At 72.1% G+C, this 24,532-nt stretch carries 20 protein-coding genes; 3 read left to right on the top strand and 17 right to left on the bottom strand.

From position 1 onward, the window contains the following. Nucleotides 1–157: 157 nt before the first annotated feature. The gene (locus OU416_RS14810) at nt 158–1,834 is read right to left on the bottom strand and encodes an AMP-binding protein (RefSeq protein ID WP_270927582.1); all 1,677 of its coding nucleotides are present in this window, start codon (nt 1,832–1,834) and stop codon (nt 158–160) included. Between the two features lie 369 nt (nt 1,835–2,203). On the opposite strand from OU416_RS14810, the gene OU416_RS14815 reads away from it, so the two are divergent. Both OU416_RS14815 and OU416_RS14820 read left to right on the top strand, forming a co-directional pair. Continuing rightward, on the top strand, nt 2,204–4,000 hold the full coding sequence (locus OU416_RS14815; RefSeq protein WP_270927506.1) for a glycoside hydrolase family 2 protein: 1,797 nt from the start codon (nt 2,204–2,206) through the stop codon (nt 3,998–4,000). A gap of 213 nt (nt 4,001–4,213) precedes the next feature. Beyond that, nucleotides 4,214–5,227 (top strand): aldose 1-epimerase family protein, encoded by a 1,014-nt coding sequence (locus OU416_RS14820; protein WP_270927507.1) that lies wholly within the window; start codon nt 4,214–4,216, stop codon nt 5,225–5,227. A gap of 21 nt (nt 5,228–5,248) precedes the next feature. Here the strand turns inward: OU416_RS14820 and OU416_RS14825 are convergent, their stop codons facing one another. Continuing rightward, a complete protein-coding gene (locus OU416_RS14825; protein WP_270927508.1) occupies nt 5,249–6,229 on the bottom strand; it encodes an ABC transporter substrate-binding protein in 981 nt (326 codons plus the stop codon). 157 nt (nt 6,230–6,386) lie between these two features. On the opposite strand from OU416_RS14825, the gene OU416_RS14830 reads away from it, so the two are divergent. Continuing rightward, nucleotides 6,387–7,226, top strand: coding sequence for an alpha/beta fold hydrolase (locus OU416_RS14830; protein WP_270927509.1), 840 nt, complete (start codon nt 6,387–6,389; stop codon nt 7,224–7,226). A 194-nt stretch (nt 7,227–7,420) separates the two neighbouring features. Here OU416_RS14830 and OU416_RS14835 read toward each other — a convergent pair whose 3' ends face one another. The 15 genes from OU416_RS14835 to OU416_RS14905 all read right to left on the bottom strand — a co-directional run bounded on the left by OU416_RS14835 (nt 7,421) and on the right by OU416_RS14905 (nt 24,474). Then, the gene (locus tag OU416_RS14835; RefSeq protein WP_270927510.1) at nt 7,421–8,323 is read right to left on the bottom strand and encodes an alpha/beta hydrolase-fold protein; all 903 of its coding nucleotides are present in this window, start codon (nt 8,321–8,323) and stop codon (nt 7,421–7,423) included. 667 nt (nt 8,324–8,990) lie between these two features. Continuing rightward, nucleotides 8,991–10,211: a globin domain-containing protein gene (locus OU416_RS14840; protein ID WP_270927511.1), complete on the bottom strand. Its 1,221-nt coding sequence runs from the start codon at nt 10,209–10,211 to the stop codon at nt 8,991–8,993. A 26-nt stretch (nt 10,212–10,237) separates the two neighbouring features. After that, nucleotides 10,238–10,681, bottom strand: coding sequence for an RrF2 family transcriptional regulator (locus tag OU416_RS14845; RefSeq protein ID WP_270927512.1), 444 nt, complete (start codon nt 10,679–10,681; stop codon nt 10,238–10,240). Nucleotides 10,682–10,956: 275 nt separating this feature from the next. Then, entirely contained in the window at nt 10,957–11,607 is a 651-nt protein-coding gene (locus OU416_RS14850) for a LuxR C-terminal-related transcriptional regulator (protein WP_270927513.1), read from the bottom strand. A gap of 6 nt (nt 11,608–11,613) precedes the next feature. Then, the gene (locus OU416_RS14855; RefSeq protein ID WP_270927514.1) at nt 11,614–12,249 is read right to left on the bottom strand and encodes a sensor histidine kinase; all 636 of its coding nucleotides are present in this window, start codon (nt 12,247–12,249) and stop codon (nt 11,614–11,616) included. Between the two features lie 166 nt (nt 12,250–12,415). Beyond that, nucleotides 12,416–13,516 carry a glycosyltransferase gene (locus tag OU416_RS14860; protein WP_270927515.1) on the bottom strand — a complete coding sequence of 367 codons (1,101 nt, stop codon included), beginning with the start codon at nt 13,514–13,516 and terminating at the stop codon, nt 12,416–12,418. Next, nucleotides 13,513–14,190 carry a LuxR C-terminal-related transcriptional regulator gene (locus OU416_RS14865; protein WP_270927516.1) on the bottom strand — a complete coding sequence of 226 codons (678 nt, stop codon included), beginning with the start codon at nt 14,188–14,190 and terminating at the stop codon, nt 13,513–13,515. Before OU416_RS14865 ends, OU416_RS14860 begins: the two co-directional genes overlap by 4 nt. A gap of 67 nt (nt 14,191–14,257) precedes the next feature. Then, nucleotides 14,258–15,526 carry a glycosyltransferase family 2 protein gene (locus OU416_RS14870; protein ID WP_270927517.1) on the bottom strand — a complete coding sequence of 423 codons (1,269 nt, stop codon included), beginning with the start codon at nt 15,524–15,526 and terminating at the stop codon, nt 14,258–14,260. Between the two features lie 18 nt (nt 15,527–15,544). After that, nucleotides 15,545–16,729 carry a glycosyl hydrolase family 18 protein gene (locus tag OU416_RS14875; protein ID WP_270927518.1) on the bottom strand — a complete coding sequence of 395 codons (1,185 nt, stop codon included), beginning with the start codon at nt 16,727–16,729 and terminating at the stop codon, nt 15,545–15,547. A gap of 11 nt (nt 16,730–16,740) precedes the next feature. Continuing rightward, nucleotides 16,741–17,715: an NAD-dependent epimerase/dehydratase family protein gene (locus OU416_RS14880; protein ID WP_270927519.1), complete on the bottom strand. Its 975-nt coding sequence runs from the start codon at nt 17,713–17,715 to the stop codon at nt 16,741–16,743. Beyond that, nucleotides 17,715–18,827: a glycosyltransferase gene (locus OU416_RS14885; protein WP_270927520.1), complete on the bottom strand. Its 1,113-nt coding sequence runs from the start codon at nt 18,825–18,827 to the stop codon at nt 17,715–17,717. Before OU416_RS14885 ends, OU416_RS14880 begins: the two co-directional genes overlap by 1 nt. A 74-nt stretch (nt 18,828–18,901) precedes the next feature. Next, nucleotides 18,902–20,305 (bottom strand): sugar transferase, encoded by a 1,404-nt coding sequence (locus tag OU416_RS14890; protein WP_270927521.1) that lies wholly within the window; start codon nt 20,303–20,305, stop codon nt 18,902–18,904. Further along, the gene (locus OU416_RS14895) at nt 20,302–21,525 is read right to left on the bottom strand and encodes an NAD(P)-binding domain-containing protein (protein WP_270927522.1); all 1,224 of its coding nucleotides are present in this window, start codon (nt 21,523–21,525) and stop codon (nt 20,302–20,304) included. Before OU416_RS14895 ends, OU416_RS14890 begins: the two co-directional genes overlap by 4 nt. A 320-nt stretch (nt 21,526–21,845) precedes the next feature. Further along, on the bottom strand, nt 21,846–23,120 hold the full coding sequence (locus tag OU416_RS14900) for a carboxylate--amine ligase (RefSeq protein ID WP_270927523.1): 1,275 nt from the start codon (nt 23,118–23,120) through the stop codon (nt 21,846–21,848). Between the two features lie 7 nt (nt 23,121–23,127). After that, nucleotides 23,128–24,474 carry a nucleotide sugar dehydrogenase gene (locus OU416_RS14905; RefSeq protein ID WP_270927524.1) on the bottom strand — a complete coding sequence of 449 codons (1,347 nt, stop codon included), beginning with the start codon at nt 24,472–24,474 and terminating at the stop codon, nt 23,128–23,130. Nucleotides 24,475–24,532 lie beyond the last annotated feature (58 nt).

The raw sequence follows: 24,532 nt of genomic DNA on the forward strand, positions 1-24,532 counted from the left end.
ATGTTACGATGGCCGTCCGCGCGGCGCGACCGCTTTCCACCAACCGGGCGCCCGCCCGGCGCACCACCCCCAGTCCGCTCCCCCGCCCGGCCCACCGGAATCCACCGGAAGACCGTGTTGAAGAGTGGCACGCACCGGGGGTGCGCGCCACTCGACCTCACCCCTTCAGCTCGGGGAAGTCCTCCTCGCGGTACTCCCCGGACCGGCCGTCGGCGCCGGCCAGCTCGTCCTCCCGGTGGCGCAGCTCCACCCGGCGGATCTTGCCCGAGATCGTCTTGGGCAGCTCGTAGAACTCCAGCCGCCGCACCCGCTTGTAGGGCGCCAGCTGCTCACGCGCGAACTTCAGGATGGACAGCGCGGTCTCCCGGCTCGGCTCGTGCTGCCCGGCGAGCACCACGTAGGCCTTCGGCACCGCCAGCCGGATGGCGTCCGGCGCGGGCACCACCGCCGCTTCCGCGACCGCCTCGTGCTCCAGCAGCACGCTCTCCAGCTCGAACGGCGAGATCCGGTAGTCGGAGGCCTTGAACACGTCATCGGTGCGGCCCACGTAGGTGATGTAGCCGTCCGCGTCGCGGGAACCGACGTCCCCGGTGTGGTAGTGACCGCCGCGGGTCACCTCGGCGGTGCGCTCGGTGTCATCGGCGTAGCCGGTCATCAGCCCCACCGGGCGCGGCTGCAGCGCCAGGCAGATCTCACCCTCCTCGGCCGGCTCTCCGGTGACCGGGTCGAGCAGCTCGACCTCGAACCCGGGCAGCGGCCGCCCCATCGAGCCCGGCCGCACCTCCTGCCCGGGCGTGTTGGCCACCTGCACGCTGGTCTCGGTCTGCCCGAAGCCGTCGCGGATGGTCACCCGCCAGGCGCGCCGGACCTGCTCGATGATCTCCGGGTTCAGCGGCTCACCCGCACCGACCACTTTGGACGGCGGGGTGTCCAGAGTGGTCAGATCGGCCTGGATCAGCATCCGCCACACCGTCGGCGGCGCGCAGAAGCTGGTGATCCCGCACCGCTGCATCTGCGCCATCAGCGCGGCGGCGTCGAAGCGCTCGTAGTTGTAGATGAACACCGTCGCTTCGGCGTTCCACGGCGCGAAGACGTTGCTCCAGGCGTGCTTTGCCCATCCCGGCGAGGAGATGTTGAGGTGCACGTCGCCCGGTTCCAGGCCGATCCAGTACATCGTGGACAGGTGCCCGACCGGGTAGGAGGAGTGGGTGTGCGCGACCAGCTTGGGCAGCGCCGTGGTGCCGGAGGTGAAGTACAGCAGCATCGGATCGTCGGCCCGGGTGGGCGCGTCCGGTGCGAACTCCTCGGCGGCCTCGGAGCTGTCCGCGTAGGACGTCCACCCCGGAACCGCTCCGCCGACCGCGATCCGGGTGTAGTCGCCCGGCACGTCGGCGAACTTCGGCGCATCGGCCGCGGTGGTCACCACGTGCTTGGCGCGGCCGCGGTCGATGCGGTCGCGCAGGTCGGCGGGCCCCAGCAGCGGCGTGGCCGGGATGATCACCGCGCCGAGCTTCATCGCGGCCAGGATCGTCTCCCACAGCTCCACCTGGTTGCCCAGCATGAGCACCAGCCGGTCGCCGCGGGCCACGCCGAGCCCGCGCAGCCAGTTCGCCACCTGGTTCGACCGCCGGGTCATGGCCCGGAACGACACCTTGCGCTCGGAGCCGTCGGCCTCGACGATCCACAGCGCGGTGCCGTCGCGCCGCGCGCCGATGGTGTCGAACCAGTCCAGCGCCCAGTTGAACTCCGCGGGGCGCGGCCACTGGAACTCCCGCCGCGCGGTGTCGTAGTCCGTCCGGTGCCGCAGCAGGAAATCCCGCGCGGTCAGAAACATCTCGGTAGCGGTCACGTCCACACCCTCCTGGGCTCGGCAGCATCGCCGGAAAGCTGAAGCGGGCCAACAACGTAACCCCGCTGCACCCGGTGGATCCACGTCGCTGCTCCGATTTGCGGGCCCCCTTTCGGCCGCGTTGACTGTCCGTGCGTTCATGGTCATTGTTGTCGATTGATGGTGCTCCGTGTTCGATCAAGACCGGCATGTCGCCCCCGGTGGTGAGGAGAGGTTCCGGCATGGGCCTGAACGGTGCTGCGCCCGGCTCGCGAACCGCCACGCCCGTCGCGCCGCGATTTCCATCGAGATCGCGTGCCCCGCGTCCCGGCGGCGGAATCCAGAAGTCCCGCTCGAGGCCCGTTGGAGGCGACCTTGTTGCTGCGCGCCCTGCTGCTCACCGCGCTGTTCGCGGCGTCCTCCGGGCTTCCCGTGGCCGCCGCTGAACCGTGGCGGCCGAAACCGCCGCCGCTGACCACGCCGTGGACCGAGGAGGTCGGCCCGGACAACGCCCTGCCCGAGTACCCGCGCCCGCAGCTGACCCGGGAGCGCTGGCTCAACCTCAACGGGCTGTGGGCCTACGGCGGCGGCAGCACGCCGCCGGAGCAGACCACCGAGCAGATCCTGGTGCCGTACCCGCCGGAATCGGGGCTGTCGGGCGTTCAGCGCCACGACGACCACATGCTCTACCGGCGCACCTTCCAGCTGCCGCCGGACTGGTCCGGGCAGCGCGTGCTGCTGCACTTCGGCGCGGTGGACCAGAAGGCCGAGGTGTCGGTCAACGGGCGCCCGGTGGCGGTGCACGAAGGCGGCTACACCGCGTTCAGCGCGGACATCACCGACGCCCTCGCCCCCGGCGGCGAGCAGGAGGTCGTGGTGGCCGTGTCGGACCGCAACGACGCCGACCCGTACCCGGTGGGCAAGCAGCGCAACGAGCCCGGCGGGATCCTCTACACCGGTGCCTCGGGCATCTGGCAGACGGTGTGGCTGGAACCGGTGCCGCAGGAGCACGTGGCCGAGCTCGACATCACGCCGGACCTGACCGGCTTCGACCTCACCGCGCACACCTCGGCCCGCGGCGGGCAGGAGGTGGAGGCCGTCGTCGTCGACCGCGACGGGCGGGAGGTCTCCCGCGCCACCGGCCAGGCCGGTGCGGCGCTGCGGCTGCCGGTGGCCGAGCCGCACCTGTGGACGCCCGACGACCCGTACCTCTACGACATCAGGGTGCGGCTGGCCGGTTCCGGCGACGAGGTGGGCAGCTACGCCGGGCTGCGCACCGTCGAGCTGCGGGCCGACGAGCAGGGCAGGCCGCGGCTGGCGCTCAACGGCGAGATCCTCTTCCAGCACGGGCCGCTGGACCAGGGCTACTGGCCGGACGGCATCTACACCGCGCCGACCGACGAGGCGCTGCGCTACGACCTGGAGGTCACCAAGCAACTGGGCTTCAACATGGTCCGCAAGCACGTCAAGGTCGAACCGGCCCGCTGGTACTACTGGACCGACCGGCTGGGGCTGCTGGTGTGGCAGGACATGCCGTCGCTGCCGATCGACCTCGCCGACCCGCCGGGCAGCAACCCGCCGCCGGGCGAGCAGGCGCGCGCCAACTTCCGCGCCGAGCTGACCGCCATGATCGACCAGCTGCGCAGCGTCACCTCGATCGTGGCCTGGGTGCCGTTCAACGAGGGCTGGGGCGAGTTCGAGACGGCCGAGATCGCCGAGCTGACCCGGCGGGCCGACCCCACCCGCCTGATCGACATCAGCAGCGGCGTCAACTGCTGCTACTCGCTGCCCGACAGCGGTGCGGGCGACATCTACGACGACCACACCTACGTCGGGCCGGGCCGTCCCGAGGTGCGCGACGGCCGCGCGGTGGTGGACGGCGAGTACGGCGGGCTCGGGCTGGTCGAGGAGGGCCACCTGTGGCCGGGTGAGCCGGGCGCCTACGAGATGACCGACAGCCGGGAGGCGCTGACCCGCCGCTACGGCGAGGTCGCCGACGAGCTGGTGCGCATCATCGAGGCCAACGGCCTCGCGGCGGCGATCTACACCCAGACCACCGACGTGGAGAACGAGGTCAACGGCTTCCTCACCTACGACCGCCGGATCCTCAAGCCGGACCTGGCCGCGGTCCGCGCGAAGAACCAGGCGGCCATCGACGCGGGCACGCCCTGACTGGCGCACCCCACCACGACCGACCACTGTGGACCCGGTGACGCCGAGTGACCGAGTCCGCTCCGTTCACCCGCGGCAGCGTCAATTTCGTACGAAATTGACGCCCCGCCCGGGTGACCACCGCGCTGACCGGGCATGACCGCCACCGCGACCGTTCACCCAGGTACTGGTCAATTTCGCGCGAAATTGACCATCCACTCCGGAGGAAGCACGATGCGAGGTTTCAGCCGACGGGCAGCGCTGGTCAGCGCAGCTGGAGCGACCACAGCCGTTGCGCTGGCCGGGTCCGCGGCGGCCCGGCCGCCGGGTGGCGGGCAGACCGCCAACGGCCGGCTGTACGAGATCCGCTCCGGGCAGCAGCGCGCGGTGGTCGCCGGAGTCTCCGCGACGCTGCTGTCGTGGCAGTTCGACGGGCGGGAGATGCTGCTCACGCACGGCCCCGACGAGGTCGGCGAGGGCTACCGGGGCAAGACGATCCTGCCGTGGCCCAACCGCATCGAGGGCGGCCGCTACACCTTCGACGGCCAGGAGCTGCAGGTGCCGGTCAACGAGCCGGAGCGCGACGCCGCGCTGCACGGGCTGATGAGCTTCGTGGAGTGGCAGCCCGTGGCGCACCGCCGCGACCGGGTGGAGCTGGAGCACCTGCTGCCGCCGACCTACGGCTACCCGTTCCAGCTGGCCTTCCGGATCGAGTTCGCGGTGGACGACAGCGGGGTGCGCAGCACGCTGACGGCGAAGAACGTCGGGCGCACCGCGGCGCCGTTCGGCACCGCCAACCACACCTACCTGGCCGCGGGCGGCGACCGCATCGACGACATCGCCTTCGAGCTGCCCGCGAGCACCCACTACCTGGTCGACGACAACCTGATCCCGACCGGCAAGGCCTCCGTCGAGGGCACGCGGTACGACTTCCGCGCCGCCCGGCCGATCGGCGGCACCGAGATGGACACCGCCTTCACCGACCTGCGCCGCGGTCCCGGTGGCGAGGCAGTGGTGCGCTTCGCCCGGCCGGACGGCGTCACCGCCGAGCTGTGGGTCGACGGCACGCACGACTACCTGCAGGTCTACACCGACGACAGCCCGAGCGCGGACCGGCCCGCCCGGCAGGGCATCACCGTGGAGCCGATGACCTGCGCGCCCAACGCGTTCGTCACCGGCGACGGCCTGATCACGCTGCGGCCCGGCGAAACCCACCGCGGCAGCTGGGGGTACCGGATCGCCGGGTGATCCGGTACCGGCAGCGCCGGCTCAGGCCGGGTCCACGCCGAAGGCGCGGGCCAGGTCGGTCAGCACGAGGTTGGCCGCCTGAACGCCGATGCCCGACATCCAGGTCTCGTCGGGCACCGGGAACACCCGGTTGTCGCGGACCGCGCCCATCCGCGTCCACAGCGCGCTCGCCTCGACCGCCTTCTGCTGGGTCTTCTCCGGCGACACCGCAGTGGTGACGAACACGGCGTCGGCGTCGGCCTGGTCGATCAGCTCCGGGCTGATCTCGTTGTCGAACTCCTCGGCGTTCTGCGACGGCGGGCGGTGGAGACCCGCGTCGGAGAGGATCACGCCGGAGAAGCTGGCCTTCTGGTACAGCCTGATCTTGCCCGGCATGAACCGGGTGACCGACACCGTCGGCGCAGCACCGCCGTTGCCGGCGGTGATCGCCGCGCCGATCCGCTTGGCGCGCGCCTCGTACTGCTGCAGCGCGGCCTCCGCCGCGGCCTCCTCGCCCAGCGCGGCGGCGTGCACCCGCAGGTTCTCCTTCCACGGGAATCCGGTCGTCTCGGTCAGCACCGTCGGAGCGAGCCGGGACAGCTGGTCGTAGAGCGCGTCGTGGCGGACCCGGTTGGACAGGATCAGGTCCGGTTTGAGCGAGGCGATCAGCTCCAGCTTCGGCGAGGCCGAGGGCCCGACCGGTGTGGTTCCGGGCAGCTCGTCCGCCAGGTACGACGGGAAGCCCTCACCGGTGGCCAGGTGCGGCGGGATCGCCCCGACGGGCTGGATGCCCAGCAGCGTCACCGAGTCCAGCTCGGCGGTGTCCAGGACGACCACCCGCTGCGGCTTCTTCGGGATGGTCACCGGTCCCTTGGCGGTGTCGATGGTGCGCGGGAAGCCCATCCCCGCATCCGCGGGCGGGCTGCTCGGCGCTGTCCCCGCGCCACCGCAGGCGGCGGTCAGGGCCAGCAGACCGGCCGCCAGCAGCGCGCTGGCGGCGCGCGCGATCCTTCGCTGGATCATCGGTTCTCTCCTCCGTCGGCGAACAGTCGTCGCACCGCCGACGCACCCCCCGCGGCAACCGGTGAAACGCGGAAACACTAATTAGGCAAGCCTCACCTACTCAAGGGGCAGCCCTGTGTTCCCGGTCTCACCCGGCACGGCCAGTACAGTGACCGCCGTGGCCGACTACATCCAGATCCCCACGCCAGCCGGGAAGTTCGACGCCCTGACCGCCGGCCCGCAGGACGGCCGCCCGGTCCTGCTGCTGCACGGCTTCCCGGAGGCCGCGGTGGAGTGGAGCGAGCAGCTCTCGGTGCTCGGCGCCGCCGAGTGCTTCGCGGTCGCGCCGGACCAGCGCGGCTACTCCCCCGGCGTGCGCCCGCAGCAGGTCGCCGACTACCGGATGACGGATCTGGTCGACGACGTGCTGGCCATCGCCGAGCACTTCGGCTGGGAGCGCTTCGACCTGGTCGGCCACGACTGGGGCGCCGTGGTGGCCTGGACGACCGCCGCCGCGCACCCCGAGCGCATCCGCACCCTGACCGCGGTGTCGGTCCCGCACCCGGACCCGTTCAACGCGGCGCTGCGCACCGACGAGGACCAGGCCACCCGCTCGGCGTACATCCAGGAGTTCCGCTCCTCCACCGCGGAGAAGGCGCTGCTGGCCGACAACGCCAGGAAGCTCCGGCGGATCTACTACCCGGGAGTCCCGGAGCACCACGTCGACGACTACGTGCAGCGGCTGACCGAGCCGGGGGCGCTCACCGCGGCGCTGAACTGGTACCGGGCGGCCCGGTACAACAGCCGCGAGATCGGCCCGGTCGAGGTGCCGACGCTGTACGTGTGGAGCACCGAGGACGTGGCGATCGGTTCGACCGCGGCGCTGGCCACCGCCGATCACGTCACCGGGCCCTACCGGTTCGAGATGCTGGAGGACGTCTCGCACTGGATCCCGGAAGAGGCCCCGGACACCTTCACCCGCCTGCTGCTCCAGCACCTGCTCGCGCACCAGGCCTGACGCGGCGGCCACCTCCCCCGCCGCCGGACCGGAAGCGCCGCGATTTCAGTGGAAATCAGGCGTCCGATTTCCACTGAAATCGCGGAGGTTCCCGACGCCCGTCGGCATGTCGGGCCCCGACACGCCGACCAGACGCGCGACTTCCCTTGAAATCGGATGTCCGATTTCAAGGGAAGTCGCGGATCACCGGGATGTCAGGGGTGGTTGCGCGGCAGGGAACCGGCGAGGAACTCCACGAACTCCGTGCCGACCGCCTCGAACACCGCACCCTCGTGGCCGCCCGGCAGGTAGGTGACCACCGGGGTGTTGCGGTGCCGGTCGATCAGCTGCTCGATGCCGTCCAGGAACGGATCGGTGTCGCCGGTCCACACGCCGATCGGCACGTCGCCGAGGTCGTCGAGGCGGTGCAGCGGGTCGACCGCCAGCCACTCGTCCTCGGCGCCGAAGGCCTCCTTCTCCCGCATGCCTTCCCAGCTCACCTGCAGCGCCGGGGCGACCTCGGCGACGGCCGCGACGGGCTTGCCCGCCACGTTGCGGTCCGCGGCGTAGGTCAGCGCGCCGAAACCGCCGGTGGAGATGCCCGCGGCGGCGAAGGGCAGGCCCTCCGCGTCGCCGAAGCCGCGCTCGGCGAGCCAGCCCGGCAGTTCCTCGTTCAGCATGGTGGCGAGGTCGCCGTTGGCCGAACCGTCGTTCCAGTACGGGTTGTAGCCGCCGTCGACCACCGCGAACCCGAACGCCGGGATCCTGCCCTCGTGGTAGAGCCGCTCCAGCGAGGCCAGCGTGTCGTACGGGATCGGCGTCGGGTTCACCCCGTCGCGGCCGTGCAGGTAGAGCACCACCGGCAGGTTCTCGGTGGACTCCAGCCCGGTCGGGTAGGCCAGGTACAGCTCGGTGTCGGTGCCGCGGGCGGCGGAGTGGACCTGCTCCTTGCGGATCTCCGGCATGGGCAGCTCGGACAGCGCCGGTTCGGCTTCGACGGCGGGCTCGGCCGGGGGAACCGGAGGCGCCGCGGGCGGCGGTGGTGCCGCGCACCCGGCGAGCGAAACCGCCACTGCCGCTGCCGCGAGCAGGCTTCCGAATCTCCGAGCGCGAGCCACGCCACCTCCAAAGTCCGTTAGGTCTGGTTCCAACGTTACTGTTCCGCCTCTCCGCGATTCGCAGAGGTGGTTGCGTTCGGCTCTGAGCAGGCGTTTCGGGGCTCTTGTGCGTGTCCGTGGGTGGCGGACCGGACCGCGGGCACCTGGCGATCGGCGGTGATACCGGTGTGGGAGCTGGTGGTTCGGCGGTAATAGCGCGGCGGGGTTGGAGTGATGACGGAGCCGGTGGGGTGCGGGACTGGGTTCGGGTGCACTGCGGTGGGTGGTTGCGTGGTGCGCGGGGCGATTTTGCCTGAAACTGGCCACGTTCTCGACGCAGGGTGCGGCCAGGCAGGAACGCCAGTTTCAGGCAAAATCGCCGGATGTCACCACCACACGAACAGTGGCGACAGAAGCCCAGACCCGGTCAGCACCACCCCTGGGAACCGGATGCCTGACCGTGCGGCGGAACCCGGGGTGGTGACACGGGCAGTTTTGCCTGAAATTGCCTCCGGACCCCACCGCAGGCTCCGTCAAGAACGTGGGCAATTTCAGGCAAAACTGCCCCACCCACCAACGCAACCACCCACCGCTTCGAACCCGGCCCCGGCCCCGCACTCCACCGGCTCCGTCACCACCCCAACCCCGCCCGCCATCGCCACGGCGAGCGCCGTCGGCACCGGGGCGCTCAGGCGCTCTGGAGTTCTCGGCTCGGGCCGAACACCTCGAAGTGGATCCGGTCGGGGGCCAGGCCTCGGTCGATCAGCTGGTGGCGGACGTGGGCCATGAACGGCAGCGGGCCGCACAGGTAGGCCTCCGCGTCGGCGGGGAGTTCGACGTCGGTGAGGTCGATGCGGCCTGGGCGCAGGTGGGTGTCGGCGCGGCGGAGGCCGAGGTCTTCGTACCAGCGGTGCAGGGTGGCCGCCGGGAGCTCGGCGACGAGGGCCTTCAGCTCGGCGCGGTGGGCGTGGCGGGCCGGTGAGCGGTCCGCGTGCAGCACGAGCACTCGCCGGTGCGGCGAGGTGCGGCGGAGGTGGTGCAGGTAGCAGATGACCGGGGTGATGCCGATGCCCGCGGAGACGAGGACCAGCGGGGTCTCGCCGTCGGTCAGGACCAGTTCGCCGAAGGGTGCCGAGACCTGGAGCTCATCACCCTCGAAGACGTTGTCGTGCAAGAAGTTCGAGACCTCGCCCGCGGGGACGAGCGCGTCGCCGGAGCGGACGGCCGGGACCGCTTTCACCGAGATGCCCACGGACTTCTCGTCGGGCACGTGCGTGACGCTGTACTGCCGGATCTGGCGGGCTCCGTCGGGCAACCCGACCGCGACCGAGACGTACTGGCCGGGCCGGGCGGCCGGTAGTGCCGTGCCGTCGAGGGTTTCCAGCACGAAGCTCACCGTGTCGGGCGCTTCCTGCCTCCTCCGGCGGACCGCGAGGGTGCGCCACACCTCGCCCGGCACCACCCCGGCTCCGGCGTAGAGGCCGCGCTCGGTCTCGATGAGCGACTGCGCCATGTGCCAGTAGACCTCGTCCCACGCGGCCGCGACCTCCGGTGTCACGACCGCCTCGCCGAGGACTTCGGCGATCGCCGCGAAGAGGTGCTCGTGGACGATCGGGTACTGCTCCGCGGTGATGCCCAGCGAGGCGTGCTTGTGCGCGATCCGGGTGAGCACCGTTCGCGGGTCCGGCCCGTGCTCGGCGACCAGGAGCGTGGCGTAGCCCGCGATCGCCGCGGCCAGCGCGCGCTGCTGGTCGCCCTGGGCCTGGTTGCCGCGGTTGAACAGGTCGCGCTCCAGCTCGGGGTGCGCGGCGAACAGGCGGCGGTAGAACACCGGGGTGATGTCGTCGATGGCCGCGCCGATCACGGGCAGGGTGGCGCGGACGACCTCGGTCGATGCGGAGGAGAGCATGCGATCGCCTTCGTGGGTGGGGCCCGTCAGCTCGGCGGGCCGGTGGTGAGCGAGAGCAGCAGGCGCCGGGTGGGCGCTGCGGTGACGTCGGCGATGGTCAGCGGTTCGAGCGCGGCGAAGAACGCCTCCTGGGCCTGGCGCAGCGCCGACCTGAGCCGGCAGCCGCCGCGCAGCGGGCACGGGTTGGCGCCATCGCACTCCACGACCTCTCCCGCACCTTCCAGCTCGCGGACGACGAACCCGACCGAGATCTCCTGCGCGCCCGCGGCCAGGCGAAGGCCGCCCGCGCGACCGCGCTGCGTCTCGACGAGCCCGAGCTTCTGCAGCGCGGTCACGACCTTCGCGGCGTGCGCGGGCCGGACGCGGAGCTGCTCGGCGAGCGCGCGAGTGGTCGACCGCTCGTGCTCGTCGAGCACGGCCAGCCGCATCACGATCCGGAGCGCGAGATCGGTGAACGCCGTGAGCTGCACACCCGCACGCTAATATATTCCGCATCTCAGATGCGAATTATCGGAGAAGGCGGTGCTGCGAGTCACAGAGGCGAACAGAGCAGTCCGTGTGCTGCCCCCTGCGCAACGGCACCTCGGGGGAACGTGACGCAGATCAGCCACAAGAAACCTCGAAAACCGGCCAAACGCAACCACCACTGTGAATCGCGGAGAGGCGGAACAGCGGGCTCCGCCACCCGAACGGCCGCGAGTCCCTCCCAGGCAGGTGCCCGGAGGGACTCGCGGACCCCCAGCTCTCAGCCCGCGACGAGCATCCGCTCGTCGTCGAGCAGTCCGTGGCGCATCGCGAACGATGCCGCTTCGAGCCGGGAGTGCACCCCGAGCTTGGTCAGCACCGACTGCACGTGCGTGCGCACCGTGGTCGGCGCCACCCCCAGCTGCTTGGCCATCGCCGCCGTGTGCGCGCCGTCGACCAGCATGCGCAGGCACTGCCGCTCCCGGGCGGTCAGGTGCGAGGCCAGCCTGCGGGCATCGGTGGTGCCTGCCAGCCGCGGCGCGCGGGAGGCCGCCAGTTCCACGACCACCTCGCCGTCCAGCACGCCGCGGATCGCCCCGGCCAGCACCGCCAGCCCGCACATCTTGTTCACGTAACCGGCCGCGCCCTTGCCCAGCGCCGCGCGCATGCCCTGCACGTCGCCGTCGGCGGTGAGCACCAGGACGCGGGTGTGACCGCCCGCGCTGAGCAGCTCGCCGATCACGTCCAGGCCGTCGCCGTCGGCGAAGAACCGGTCCAGCAGGCACAGGTCCGGCCGCTGGGCGCGGACCGCGGCGACCACCGCCCCGACGTTGTCCGCGGTGCCCACGATGCGGTGGCCGTGCCGCGGCAGGGTCGCCACCAGGGCGTCGATGAAGATCACGTGGTCGTCGCCGAGCACCAGGTTCGCCATCGGAGCTCACCTCTCCAGGTGCGCTGGGAACACCAGCCGCGCGCAGGTTCCGCGGCCGGGTGCCGGGTCGACGCTCAGTTCGGCGCCGCAGCGCCGCGCCAGCGCCAGCACGATGCCCAGCCCGAGCGAGGCCGAGCCGCGCGGCCCGTTGCCGAAGCCCGGTCCGTCGTCGGTGATCTCGACGCGCACCTCCCCCACGACCTCGCGCACGGCCACCACCACCCGGCCGCCGCGCCCCGCCGCGCGCACCGCGTTGTCCAGCAGGTTGGACACCATCCGCCACAGCAGCGTCTGGTCGGTCCGGATGGTGAGCTCCGGCCCCTCCAGCAGCACCACGTCGGCCGGTCCGCGCAGCGCGGTGACCGCGACGAGCTGGGCGAGCAGCTCGCGCAGCGCGAAGGCCTCCTCGCCGGGCTCGCGCAGGTCGACCAGCTGCACCAGCCGGTCCAGCTCCAGTTCCATCAGCCGCAGCCGGTGCAGCGCGTCGCCGGGAAGCCCCGGGTCGGCGCGCAAGCCGTCCGCGAGGTAGGACAGCGTCGCCAGCCCGTGCCCGAGGTCGTGCAGCAGGCTGCGCAACTCCGCGCCACCTCGCGAACTGCGCGGCCCGGGAAGCTCCCGGACCGTTCCGGTAATCGTCTGCACAGCGACTCCTCTCCCCCAGCAGTCTGTGCTACCCGGCACATCGGCTACTGCAGTCGCGGTGTTGCAGCTGCTGCAGAACGGGGAGTGCGACTACTCCACGTGCGGAAGGACATCGGTCTTCCAGGCCGTGCCGGGTGTGGCTCGCGTCGCGAGTCGCTACGGTGCGTCACTCCGCCCGATACGCCTCGGCCAGGGCGGTTGCCAACGCCCCGATCTCGTGACGTCCGTCCAGCCGGGCGCGCGCGGTCGCCGCCAGGCGGGCGGCCCGGCCGGGGTTGTCGATCAGGTGGGCCACCGCGGTGGCCAGCAGGTCGGGCCGCTGCGGTGGCACGAGGAGCCCGGTCTCGCCGGGCGCCACGACGTCGCCGACGGCGTTGACGGCGGTGGCCACCACCGGAACCCCGCACACCATGGCCTCGACGATCGCCAGCGGCAGCCCTTCGTAGCGGCTGGGCAGGGCGAACACGTCGAACGCGGGCAGCAGCCGCGCCACGTCGTCGCGCTCGCCGGTGAGCACCAGGCGGACACCCGCCGCCGCGGCCTGCGCCCGGATCCGCGCGGCCTCCTCGCCGCCGCCGATCCACACTCCCACCACGCCCGGGCGGCGCAGGGCGGCCAGCGCGGCGACGAAGTGCTCCGGAGCTTTCTGGTAGGTCAGGCGGCCGACCGCGCCGACCACGACGTCGCCGGGAGCGAGGCCGAGCAACCGGCGAGCGTGCTGTCTGCTCGCCGCCGTGCGGGGCGGTGCGGAGTGGTCGACGGCCACGCCGATCGTGCGGATCCGCTCCGGCCGCAGCAGGCCGCGCTGCAGCGCCTCGACGGCGACACCCGTTCCGACGCACAGCCCGAGGTCGGTGATGCGGCCGAGGCCGCGTTCGACCTCGATGTAGGTGCGGCGCCGGTGGACCGGCTGGAAGCGGTGGAAGCCGAAGCCGTGGAAGGTGTGCACCACCCTGTCGACCCCTGCCCGCCGGGCCGCGACCCGGCCCACCGCGCCCGCTTTGGAGCAGTGCGTGTGCACCACGTCGAAGTCCCGCAGCAGGGCGGTCAACCGGTGCAGGGCGAGCAGGTCGTGGGCCGGGGCGATGGGCGCGCGCAGCGCGGGCTCGACGTGCGTCGGCACCTCGGCGGCGGGCAGCAGGCGGCCGGAACCGGCGATCACCGTCACCTGGAACTCGTCGGGGTCCAGCGCCTCCGCCCCGCGCAGCGCCATCGTTCCGGCGCCGCCCTCCAGCCGGGTGATGACGGTGGCGACCCGCAGGCTCACCTGGCGGGATCCGGTTCGTCGGCGGTCAGCCCCGCCGCGCGGGCGACGCTGACCGCTTCGAGCTGGCTGTGCACCTGGAGCTTGGCCAGGATGCTGCGGGTGTGCGTGCGCACGGTCTCGGCCGAGATCAGCAGTTCCGCGGCGATCTGCGCGCCGCGCTTGCCGTTGACCATGCCGGTCAGCACGTCCCGCTCGCGGTCGCTGAGCACGTCCAGCGGGCCGTCGCGCTGACCGGCGCGCACGGCGTCCTCCCGCAGCTCGCGCAGCACCGGGCCGAGCAGGTCCGGCGGGTACCAGCTGCGCCCGCGGCACACGCCGAGCAGCACCTCGGTGAGCTCGTCGAGGCTCCGCTCCTTGGGCACCCAGGCGGCGGCGCCCGCACGGGCCGCCGCGACGGCCTGGTCGGGCTCGCGGGCGCCGGTCAGCACGACGATCGCCGTGCCGGGCCGGATCCGCTGCACCTGGGTCACCAGGCGCCCGGTGCCGGAGCCCGCCGGTTCCACGTCCAGCGTCAGGACGTCGGGCCGGGCCTGTCTGACCACATCGGACAGTCGCGGATCGCTGGTGGCGCAATGCCCCACGACCCACAGCTCGCTGCGCTCGGCCAGCTTGGCACCGAGCGCCTCGGCGAGCATCACGTGGTCGTCCACCATGAGCAGTCGCAGCACGTTCACCGCCCCAGCATCACCGAACCGCGGCCGCGAGTCCTCGTCCCGGCGCACGAGAACGCCTGTTCGCCGGTCACGAGGGAGCGCGGGCCGGGCTGCGCCAGCGGCCGGAGGACTTCGTCAGCCATGCGCCGGGAATCGCGTACAGCGCGATCGCCGCGTCCAGCACCCGCAGCGGCAGGAACAGCAGGCCGACCAGCAGGTAGCGCGGTTGGCGGTGCAGCAGCGCGACGACGCAGGTCAGCAGCAGATCCGGTACCAGCACGCCGAAGAGCAGCGCGGAGGGCGCGGCGAACCCGCTGACGAACTGGTGCGCTTCGCCGAACACCGGCACCTGGAGCAGTCCCGGCAGCAACTCCGGAAGCAGGAGCACCAGGACCACCACCGGCAGCACCACCAGGAGCACGCTGCTGGTCAGCATCTCCAGCAGCAGCAACGCGAGCATGGCGGTGAACAGGTTGGCCCGCGGCGGGTGCAACCGCACCGTCTGCCACAGCCCCAGCGCCCAGCGCTTGCACTGCTTCACGTAGTCCTTGAGGCAGCCGGGATCCTGGGTGGCGGCCACCGCCGACGGCGTGAAACCGACCTTGCCGAGCCGCTTCTGGTACACCTCGAAGGTCATGTTGAAGTCCTCGATGACCAGTCCCGGCGGGTTCACCTCGATGCGCGGCAGCACCTCGGTGCGGTACATGCTGGCGAAGCCGGGCACGATGTGGGTGGCGTTGGTGCGCCGCCAGGTCTGGCCGAACTTCAGCAGGTACTGCGTCATGGTGTAGATCCGCTGCCGGTGCAGGGCGACGAGCTTGCCGATCGGGCCGAGCCCGCGCCCGCGCCAGTTCGTCTCGACGCACCCGGCCACGGCGACCACCTCGGGATCGTCGAACAGCGGCAGCGCGGCGGTGAAGTAGCCGGGCTGCACGTGGGTGTCGGCGTCCAGCAGCATCACCACCGGGAAGCGCGCGACCAGGTCGAACCGGCGGATCGCCTCCTTGAGCGCACCGGCCTTGCCGACGTTGCGCGCGGTGCTGATCACCTGCACGCCGCACTCGCGGGCCAGTTCCACGGTGCGGTCGGTGGAACCGTCGGAGACCACGTGCACGTTCTCCGGCGGCACGAGCGCGGTGATCGCCGCCAGGCTGTCGGCGATGACCGCTTCCTCGTCGTGCGCGGGGATCAGCACCGCGACGTCGTCGACGCCGAGCTCGCGGTCGAACCGGTCCCGGTCCACCACGGCGCTGCGGCGGGTGCGCCACCCGTCGAGCAGCCGCAGCAGGCCGATCATCCCCCACAGCGCGAAGTTGGCGCCGAAGACCGCGATTGCCAGCAACCACCACGGAACCATCCCACCCACCCCCGCCGGTCACTTCTCCGCCGGCAGGCTGCGCGCGAGCTCGTGCCAGGTGTCGGTGTCCTCGTAGCCGAACATCCACAGGTAGACGCCGCCGATGCCCGCGCCGCGCGCCGCCTCGAACTTCGCCTTGGAACTGGCCGCGTTCTCGAACCACACCTCGTGCGCGCGGCCCTGCTCGTCGGTGTAGCGGAACCACGGCGACTGGGTCCGGGTGTCGTACTGCGGCTGCGCGCCGTGCTCGGTGGCCAGCTGGAACGCCTTGAGCCACGTCACTCCGGTGCCCTCGCCGCCCGCCACCCAGTCGTAGCCGTAGAGCGGCACGCCCAGCACGATCCGCTCCGGCGGGATCTGGGTCTTGGCGTAGTCGAGCACCGACCGGATCCAGTCGATCGGCGCGACCGCTCCGGGCGGCGAGGTGTTCCAGTGGAAGTCGTAGCCCATCAGCCGGACCTGGTCGGCGGCCCGGCCGATCGCCGCGTAGTCCTGGGCCACGTTGCGCTCGTCGTACCCGGCGTCGGTGTCCTTGGCGAACACGGCCACCGACAACGTCCTGCCCGCCGCGTCCAGCGCCGCGCCGAGCTCGGTGACGAAGTCGCTGAACACCTGCCGGTCGCCGGCGCGCAGGTTCTCGTAGTCGATGTCGATGCCCGCGTAGTTCTCCCGCTCGACCAGCTCCGCGATCTCGGCGACGTGCCGGTGGCGCCGCACCGGATCGTGCAGCACCGCTGCCACCGGTTCGTAGGCCCACTTGCCGTCGGTGATGTTGGCCAGCGACGGCACGATCGGGATCCCCGCCGCGCGCAGCTCCGCGATCCGGCCGCCGACCTCCGCGGTCTGCTCCGGCGGGTACTGCTCCAGCACGCCGCCGTCGGCGTCCAGGCCGTAGATCCACGGCGAGACCTCGTTGACCGAATCCCGGTGCTTGACCACCATCTCGGTGCCGTTGCCCAGGTTCCAGAACGGCAGCGAGGCGACCACCACCGGGCTCTGCGCCACCGGGCCGCCGCCGCGGGGCACCACCAGGAAGGCCACCACCAGGATCGACACCGCGATCAGCGCGAGCAGCCAGATCGACCCGCCGAGCCTGCTGAAGGTGCGCACCCGGTGCGCCGCGCCGGGCCCGGTGGGCAGCACCTCGAACCGCTCGCGCCGATCCCGGTGCTCGCGCACCGCTTCGACGAACCGGCGTCGCATGTCGCCTCCGCTCACGCCGTGGCCGGTTCGCCGGCCCGGGCCTGCTCGTCGATCACCGCGCGGACGATGTCGGCCAGGCTGCGCCGCGGCCGGAAGCCGATCAGCTCCCGGGCTCGCGAGCAGTCCGGCACCCGCCGCTGCATGTCCTCGTAGCCCGGCCCGTAGGCCTCCTCGTAGGGCACGTGGATCGTGCCGCTGGCCGAGCCGGTCATCGCGAGGATCCGCGCCGCCAGGTCCTCGATGGACACCTGCTCGGTGCTGCCGAGGTTGACCGCCATGCCCTGCGCGCGGTCCAGCCGCACCAGCCGGATGAGCGCGGGCACCACGTCGGCGACGTGGCAGAAGCAGCGGATCTGCTCGCCGGTGCCGAAGATGGTCAGCGGCCTGCCCTGCAACGCCTGGCCGACCAGCCGCGGGATGACCATCCCGTAGCGGCCGCTCTGCCGCGGCCCCACCGTGTTGAACAGCCGGACGATGACGGCTCTGAGCCCGAGTTCCCGCACGTAGGAGGAGGTCAGGCTCTCGTCGATGGCCTTGGCCTCGGCGTAGGTCCAGCGGGACTTCAGCGGCGATCCGATGATCCGGTCGTCGCCCTCGACCAGCCCGACCTTGGTGTTCTTGCCGTAGACCTCGCTGGTGGAGGCGATCAGCGCGCGGGTGCCGTGCCGCAGCGCGGCGTCGAGCACGTTCTCGGTGCCGTGCACGTTGGTGAGCAGGCCCTGCAGGGTGCGTTCCTGGATGACGAACGCGCCGACCGCCGCGGCCAGGTGGAACACCACGTCCGCGCCCGCCATCACCTCGTCGACCAGCGCCTCGTCCAGGACGGAGCCCGGCACCAGCCGCAGGTCCGGGTGCCCGACCGGCAGGTTCGCCAGCTGCCCGGTGCTGAGGTCGTCCAGCCCGACGACCTGGTGGCCGTCGGCCAGCAGCTGCTCGACCAGGTGCGATCCGATGAAACCGGCAGCGCCGGTGACCAGTGCGCGCATCACGCCCTCCCCGCCGCAACGCCCGCGCGGCGCCGCCGCCACAGCTGCGCGTAGAGGTCGTCGATGCGCCCGGTGACCGCCTCGATGCCGTAGCGGGCGCGGATCGCGGGTTCGTCCGCGCGGGGCCGGGCCGCCGTGATCTCCGCGGCGATCTCGGCGCGCATCCGCTCCGGATCGCCCGGCACCTGGCGGGCCCGGTCGGTGTCGATGCCGACCAGCGCCGGGCAGGTCGTGTAGAGCACCGGGACGCCGTTGGCCATCGCCTCCAGCACCGACAGGCCGAAGGTCTCCTGCTCGGAGGAGGCGACGAACAGGTCGAGCGCGGAGAGCATCGCGGCCACGTCGTGCCGCTGCCCGGCGAAGATCACGTGCTCGCCGACCTCGCGGGCGCGGGCCACCGCCGCCAGCCGCTCCCGGTCCGGCCCGTCGCCGACGACCAGCAGCTTGGTCTGCTGCCCCAGCAGCGGCGCCATCGCCTCGATGACCAGGTCGAAGCGCTTGTTGGGGTCCAGCCGCCCGAGCACGCCCACCACGTGGGCGCCCGGGTCGATGCCGTGCTCCCGGCGCACGCTGCCGCGAGCGTCCTCGTCGTACTCGACCCGGCGGAAGTCGACGCCGTTGGGGATCACGGTGATCTTGCGCGCCGGCATCCCCCACTTGTGCAGCCGGTCGGCGACGGTGTCGGAGACCGCGATGGTGGCGTCCGAGCACAGGTCGGTGCCCAGGTACAGGGCGCGCACGCCGAGCGTCATCCGCCGCCGCTCCAGGTGGGTCTCGCCGATCGAGTGCTCGGTGGAGACCACGACCCCGGTCCCGGCCAGCCGCGCCGCGAGGCGCCCGTACACGCAGGCCCGGTACAGGTGGGTGTGCACCACGTCGTAGCGACCTTGGCGGATCACGTCGCGCAGCGTCAGCACGGCGCCGATCTGGGTGTTGCGCGTCATGCCGAGGTCGCGCACCCGCACGCCGTCGCCGGCGATCATCCCGGCCACGTCGCCGGGGTTGTACAGCGACACCACCTCGGCGTCGTGCCTGGTGTGCTGCAGAACCTGCCGCAGCTGCAGCTCGGCGCCCCCGACGCCGAGCCCGGTGATCACGTGCAGGACCTTCATCCCTCTCCCCCATCGCTGTCGTCACGCAGTGCGGTGTCAATTTCGTACGAAATTGACGTTCACCCGGGTGCTGGTCAATTTCGTACGAAATTGACCACCCGCCGTCCCCGGCCCGGGACTCGGTGGGCGCCGGGTCGTCGGCGCGGTCGTGCCGGGCGCCGGTGGCGGGGTCGCCGGCCGTCGAGCTCCCATCGGAGGCCGGCCGCCACCGCTGCCCGGAGCACGACCGCTGCCGTGCGGAGCACGATCACCGCGTCCCACCACGGCGACCAGTGCTCGATGTACTGGTTGTCGAAGCGCGCCCGGTCCGGGATGGAGGTGTCGCCGTGCAGGCCGTGCACCTGCGCCCACCCGGTCATCCCGCCGGGCATCCGGTGCCGGTCGCGGTAGCCCGGTATCTCCCGGCCGAAGTCCCGGGCGTAGTGCGGTCGTTCCGGTCTCGGCCCGACCAGCGACATCTCGCCGCGCAGCACGTTGAACAGCTGCGGCAGTTCGTCGAGGTGCGTGCGGCGCAGCCACTTCCCGAGCGCGGTGCACTCCTCGGCGGTCACCGCCCAGCCCTGCGCCGCACCGGTGCGCACCGTCCGCAGCTTGAGCACCTCGCTCATCCGGCCCGGACCGGTCACCCGCAGCTGCCGGAAGAACGCCGGGCCGGGGCTGTCCAGCCGCACCGCCGCGGCCAGCACCAGCAGCAGCGGCGCGGACAGGGCCAGCAGCAGTCCGCTGAGGACCACGTCGAACGCGCGCTTGGCCCCGAAACCCCTGAAGTGACGCAGCGGGATCAGCGGGACGCCCCACAGCTCGTCCGTCGCGCCGCGGGGCAGGGCCGTGCCGATCTCCGGCAGCCTCGGCACCACGCACACGTCGGCGGACAGCGGCCGGTTCGACCGGATCAGCGCCGTCAGCGACTCCTCGGTCGCATCGTCCGGGCAGATCAGCACCCGGGTGAAACCGGCCAGATCATCCACTTCGGACGGACGAGCCAGCAGGGTCCGCAACCCGAGCTCCGGGTGCACCGCAGCGCTTTCGACGATCCGGGCGGCCAAGGCTCCCGACCCGATCACGAGCGTCGGCTCGCCGAACACCCCGCGCCGGTAGCCGCCGCGCACCACCGCGTAGAAGATCCCGCGGCCCAGCACCAACCCGCCGAACCCCGCGGCGGCGAGCACGAGCAACCCGCTGCCGGTCGACCACGGCGCGAGAACCACCAGCGGCAGCCCGGACGCGACGGCCAGCTGCGGCACCTGGTCGGAGACCCGCGAGCAGATCCGCATCCGGTGCTGCCCCTGGGCGGCCAGCACCAGCAGCACCAGCAGCGCGAACGCCGCGCCGAGCAGCCAGCGCGCACCGGTGACCGGCACGACCAGCGCCAGCGCGACCAGGTCGGCCGCCGGGAGCAGCCGACCGCCGACCCGCCGATGCCGCAGCGGCCGCACCTCGGGCGGTCGCCGGGTCGCGGCGGCGTCGGTCAAGCTCATCCGGCACCTCCGGCGACCAGCGGCCGGGTCGCGCTCCGCTCGATCCGCGAGGCGATCCGCCGCACCGCGTAGTCGGCCCCGTAGACGAACCGCATGACCGGGCCGTGGCTCGGCGCCACCATCGGGCCGGTGAAGTACAGCCCCGGCACCGAGGACTCGAAATCGGCGTCCACCCGCGGAGTTCCGCCGACCAGCGCGATCGAGGACCGCAGCCCGGAGCCGATCATCCGCAGCCTGCTCAGCGCGGGCGGGTAGCCGGTGGCGCAGATGACGTGGTCGGCGGCGAACTCGCGCACCTGCCCGCCGACCCGCACGCCCAGCCGAACCTGGTCACCGGTGGCCTTCGCCCAGTCCAGCCGGTGCCCGACGTGCACCGGGAAGCAGCCCTCCACCCGTTCCCGCAGCCACCAGCCGCCCGCCGGGCCCAGCGCGGTGCGCGCCCGCTCGATGCGCACCTGCTCGGGCAGGTGCCGGAACCACTCCGGGTGCTCGGAGTAGAACCAGGTGGACAGCCCCGAGCCCAGACCGGCCTCCGGTTCCCGCATCCGCTGCCACAGCGAGCGGTCCGGCAGCAGCGGGTAGCCGTTCCAGCTCAGCCGGCGCCGCCGCGCCACCAGCCGCGTCCTCGCGCCGTTCTCGTGCAGCAGCGCCGCCGTCTCCAGCGCCGACTGCCCGGCGCCGACCACGATGACGTCCTGGCCGTCGAACGAGCTGAGGTCGTCGTGCGCCGAGCTGTGCGTGCACAGCTCCGCGGGCAGCTCGGCCAGCACCTCCGGGATCCGCGGGAAGTGCTCGACGCCGACCGCGACGACCACCTGGCGGGCGTCGACGCGCTCCCCGTCGTCGAGGGTCAGCTCGAACCACCCCGGCCGCTGCGCGACGTCGGTCACCAGCTGCTCCTCGACCTCCAGGCCGCGGCCCTGCTGGAACCACTCGCCGTAGTCCACGAAGTCCTGCAGCGACACCGGGATCCCGTAGTCGGCGTAGCGCTTGCCGCTCTCCAGGCAGAAGTTGCGCAGCGTGTGCGCACCGTCGGGGTCGGAGAGGTTCGAGGCGAAGCCCTGCGACTTGAGGAACATGCCGCGCGGCATGTGCTCGCGCCACAGCTTCATCGGCAGCCCGAACTGCCGGTGCGAAACCCCGGACCGGCGCAGGTGCGCGGCCAGCGAAAGGCCGTAGGGCCCGGCGCCCACAACGGCCACGTCCACGAGATCGTTCATAAGCTGTTCCGCCTCTCCGCAATTCACAGTCCCGCCTCTCCGCGATTCACAGTGGTGGTCGCGTTTGAGCGGTTAATCTCACGTTTTCAGAGTTTCTTGTGGCTGATTTGCATCACGTTCCCCTGAGGTGCGGTTGAGCAGCACTCAGGTTGGCATCGGAGCCCTCATCCGCACTCCCGTCCACCTCTCCGCGACTTTCAGTTGTGTCGCGTCTGGGCGGTTGATCTTGTGTGTTCGGTGTTTCTTGTAGCTGAGTTGCATTGCGTTCTCCTGAGGGTGCGATTGAGCAGGTTCGCTGTGCTGGTCTCCAACAGCGTGAATCACCGCTTCTGCAGGTGTTCGCCGTCGTAGTTGCGGCCCGGGACGTACTGCGGTTCGGCCAGTTCCGGGTGCGGCTTGCCGCGTCGCCACGGGCGCGACACCGCGCGGCAGGCCATCCAGGTGCACATCAGCGCGAACGGCAGCAGGTCGTCGCGGGCGAACCAGGCCCGCTCGTGCACCCGGCGCAGCGACCCGACCCAGGCCCGCAATCCGAGCTCGCCGCGCGACCAGTACCGGAGCGCGGCGATCGGGTCGTAGTTCTCCACCAGGAACCGGCGGCCGACCTCCGGCCTGCCGACCGGCACCGGTTGCCCGGTGAGGTCCAGGTAGGACGCCAGCGCCACGTCCAGCCCCGCGCTGTCCCGGAACAGCCGGAACTGCGCGCCCAGCCGCGGGTTGAAGTCGAGCAGCTTGTACTGCCGGTCGCGGTCGTCCCACCGGAAGTCCAGGTCGACGATGCCGGTGTAGGACAACTTCGCCAGCAGCGCGGTGGCCGAGCGCCGCAGCGGTTCGTTGTCCGCGCAGCGCCCGAGGCTGGTCAGCCCGGCGTGCGCCGGGTAGGAGCGCTCCTTGACCCCGGTGAACGCCGGGCGGCACACCGAATCGGCGTCGCAGTAGCCGTGGAAGAACCAGTCGTGCTCGGGCCCGCCGGGGATGAACTCCTGGAGCATCAGCCCACCGACGGCGTCGCACCGCCGGTAGAGCGCGGCGAGCTCGTCGGCGTCCTCGACGATCGTGGTGCTGCGCACCTTGCCGCCGGTCGGCCGCCACGGCGTGGCGAGCTTGGCCACCAGCGGATAGCCCACCCGGTCGGCGAACTCCAGCGCCTCCTCCCAGTCCCGGATCAGGCGCGCCTGCGCGCACGGCACGCCCAGCCGACGGCACAGCTCGTACATCGTGTACTTGCCGGCCAGCCGCCGCGGCAGGTCGTGCGGCGGCTGGGCGAACTGGAACCACATCCGCAGCGGATCACCGTGCTCGGCCAGGAAGATCGCGGCCGCGTCGTCGGTGGGGATCAGCACCGCGGTGCGCCCGATGCGCTGGGCCAGCCGCATCAGCCCGAACCGGATCGCCTCGGCGTCCCCGGGGTCGGGGCTCCACAGCCACCGGCCGCGCACGTACCGCGAATGCGCCGCAGGAGCCAGGGAATCCTCGTGCACCGCGTACACCGGGACACCGGCGCGGCCCAGGCTGCGGATCACCCCGAGCCCGCCGTGGTGCAGCACGTTGGGATCGAGCTTGAACACCACGGCAGGAGTGGTCGTGTCGTACATCGGCACCTCACAACACGCGCCGGTGCGGCACGGCGTCGAACTGGTAGGTCGCGTCGAGCACGCGCGGGCAGTCCCGCGCCCAGCCGTAGTCGGCGCCGGGGTGCACGGTGTGGATCACCGTGACGTCCCAGTCTCGGCCGCGCGGCTCGGGCTCGCTGGTCATCCGGGCACCGCTGGGCAGCTCGATCTCGGGCAGCAGCGGGTCGTGGTAGTGCACGTCGATGCCCAGCCGCCGCAGCCCGGCCAGGATCGGCAGCGCCGGGGACTCCCGCAGGTCCCGCACGCCCGCCTTGTAGCTGACCCCGGCCAGCAGCACCCGCGCCCCGGAGTGGTCGATGCCCGCCTCGCCGAGCATCTCCACCACCCGCTGCACCACCCGGCCCGGTCGCCGGTCGATCGAGCGCATGGCCTCCTCGATCAGCGGCGCCGACAGGCCGCGCCTGCCCAGCTGCCACAGCAGGTAGTGCGGGTCGCAGGGGATGCAGTGCCCGCCGACGCCGGGTCCGGGGAAGCTGCCCAGGAACCCGTAGGGCTTGGTGCCCGCCGCGACGGTGACCTCGATCGGGTCCAGGTCGAGCGCCGAGCAGGCGTCGGCGATCTCGTTGGCCAGCGCCAGGTTCACCGCGCGGAAGATGTTCTCGTAGAGCTTGGTCAGCTCGGCGGCCTCCGGGGAGCTGACCAGGTAGACCTGGTCGGTCATCCGCCGCACCACCTCGGCCGCGCGCCGCGCGCACCGCTGCGTGACACCGCCGACGACCCGCGGCGTCCGCCGCTGCACGTGGTCGAAGTTGCCGGGATCGATGCGCTCCGGGCTGAACGCCACGTGCACCTCCTCGCCGACCCGCAGACCGCGCTCCCGCAGCGGCTCCACGAGCAGCTGGCGGGTGGTGCCGACGTAGGTCGTCGAGGTCAGGATGATCACCTGCTCGGGCCGGGCGTGCGCCACGACGGTGCGGCACGCCGCGCGCAGCGCGGCCAGATCCGGCGTCCGCGCGGCGTCGACCGGCGTCGGCACGCACACGATGACCGCGTCCGCCGCGGCCAGCGCGGCAGGATCGCTGGTCAGCGCCAGCCCGCCACCGCCCAGCGCGGCGGCCAGCTCGCGCCGCTCCTCGGCGGGCAGGTCCACCTCGCCGGTCTCGATCTCGCGGAGCCGCTGCTGGCTGATGTCGAACCCGATGACCTGCGTGGTGGCGTCGTGCAGCGCGCAGGCGGTGGGCAGCCCGACGTAGCCCAGCCCGACGACCGCCACCGTCTCGGTGCGTTCCGGCGCGGCCGGTTCGAAGGCGATCAGCCGGTCGGCCAGCAGCCGCTCCCGGCCGTTGATCGCCAGCGACAGCGAATGTCCGCTCACGGTCCCTCCCCCAGTTCGCCGTGCACGCTGAGCAAAACCGTCGCACCCGAGCGCCGCG

Origin of the sequence: Saccharopolyspora indica, assembly GCF_027853965.1 — a bacterium.
Taxonomy (GTDB): domain Bacteria; phylum Actinomycetota; class Actinomycetes; order Mycobacteriales; family Pseudonocardiaceae; genus Saccharopolyspora; species Saccharopolyspora indica.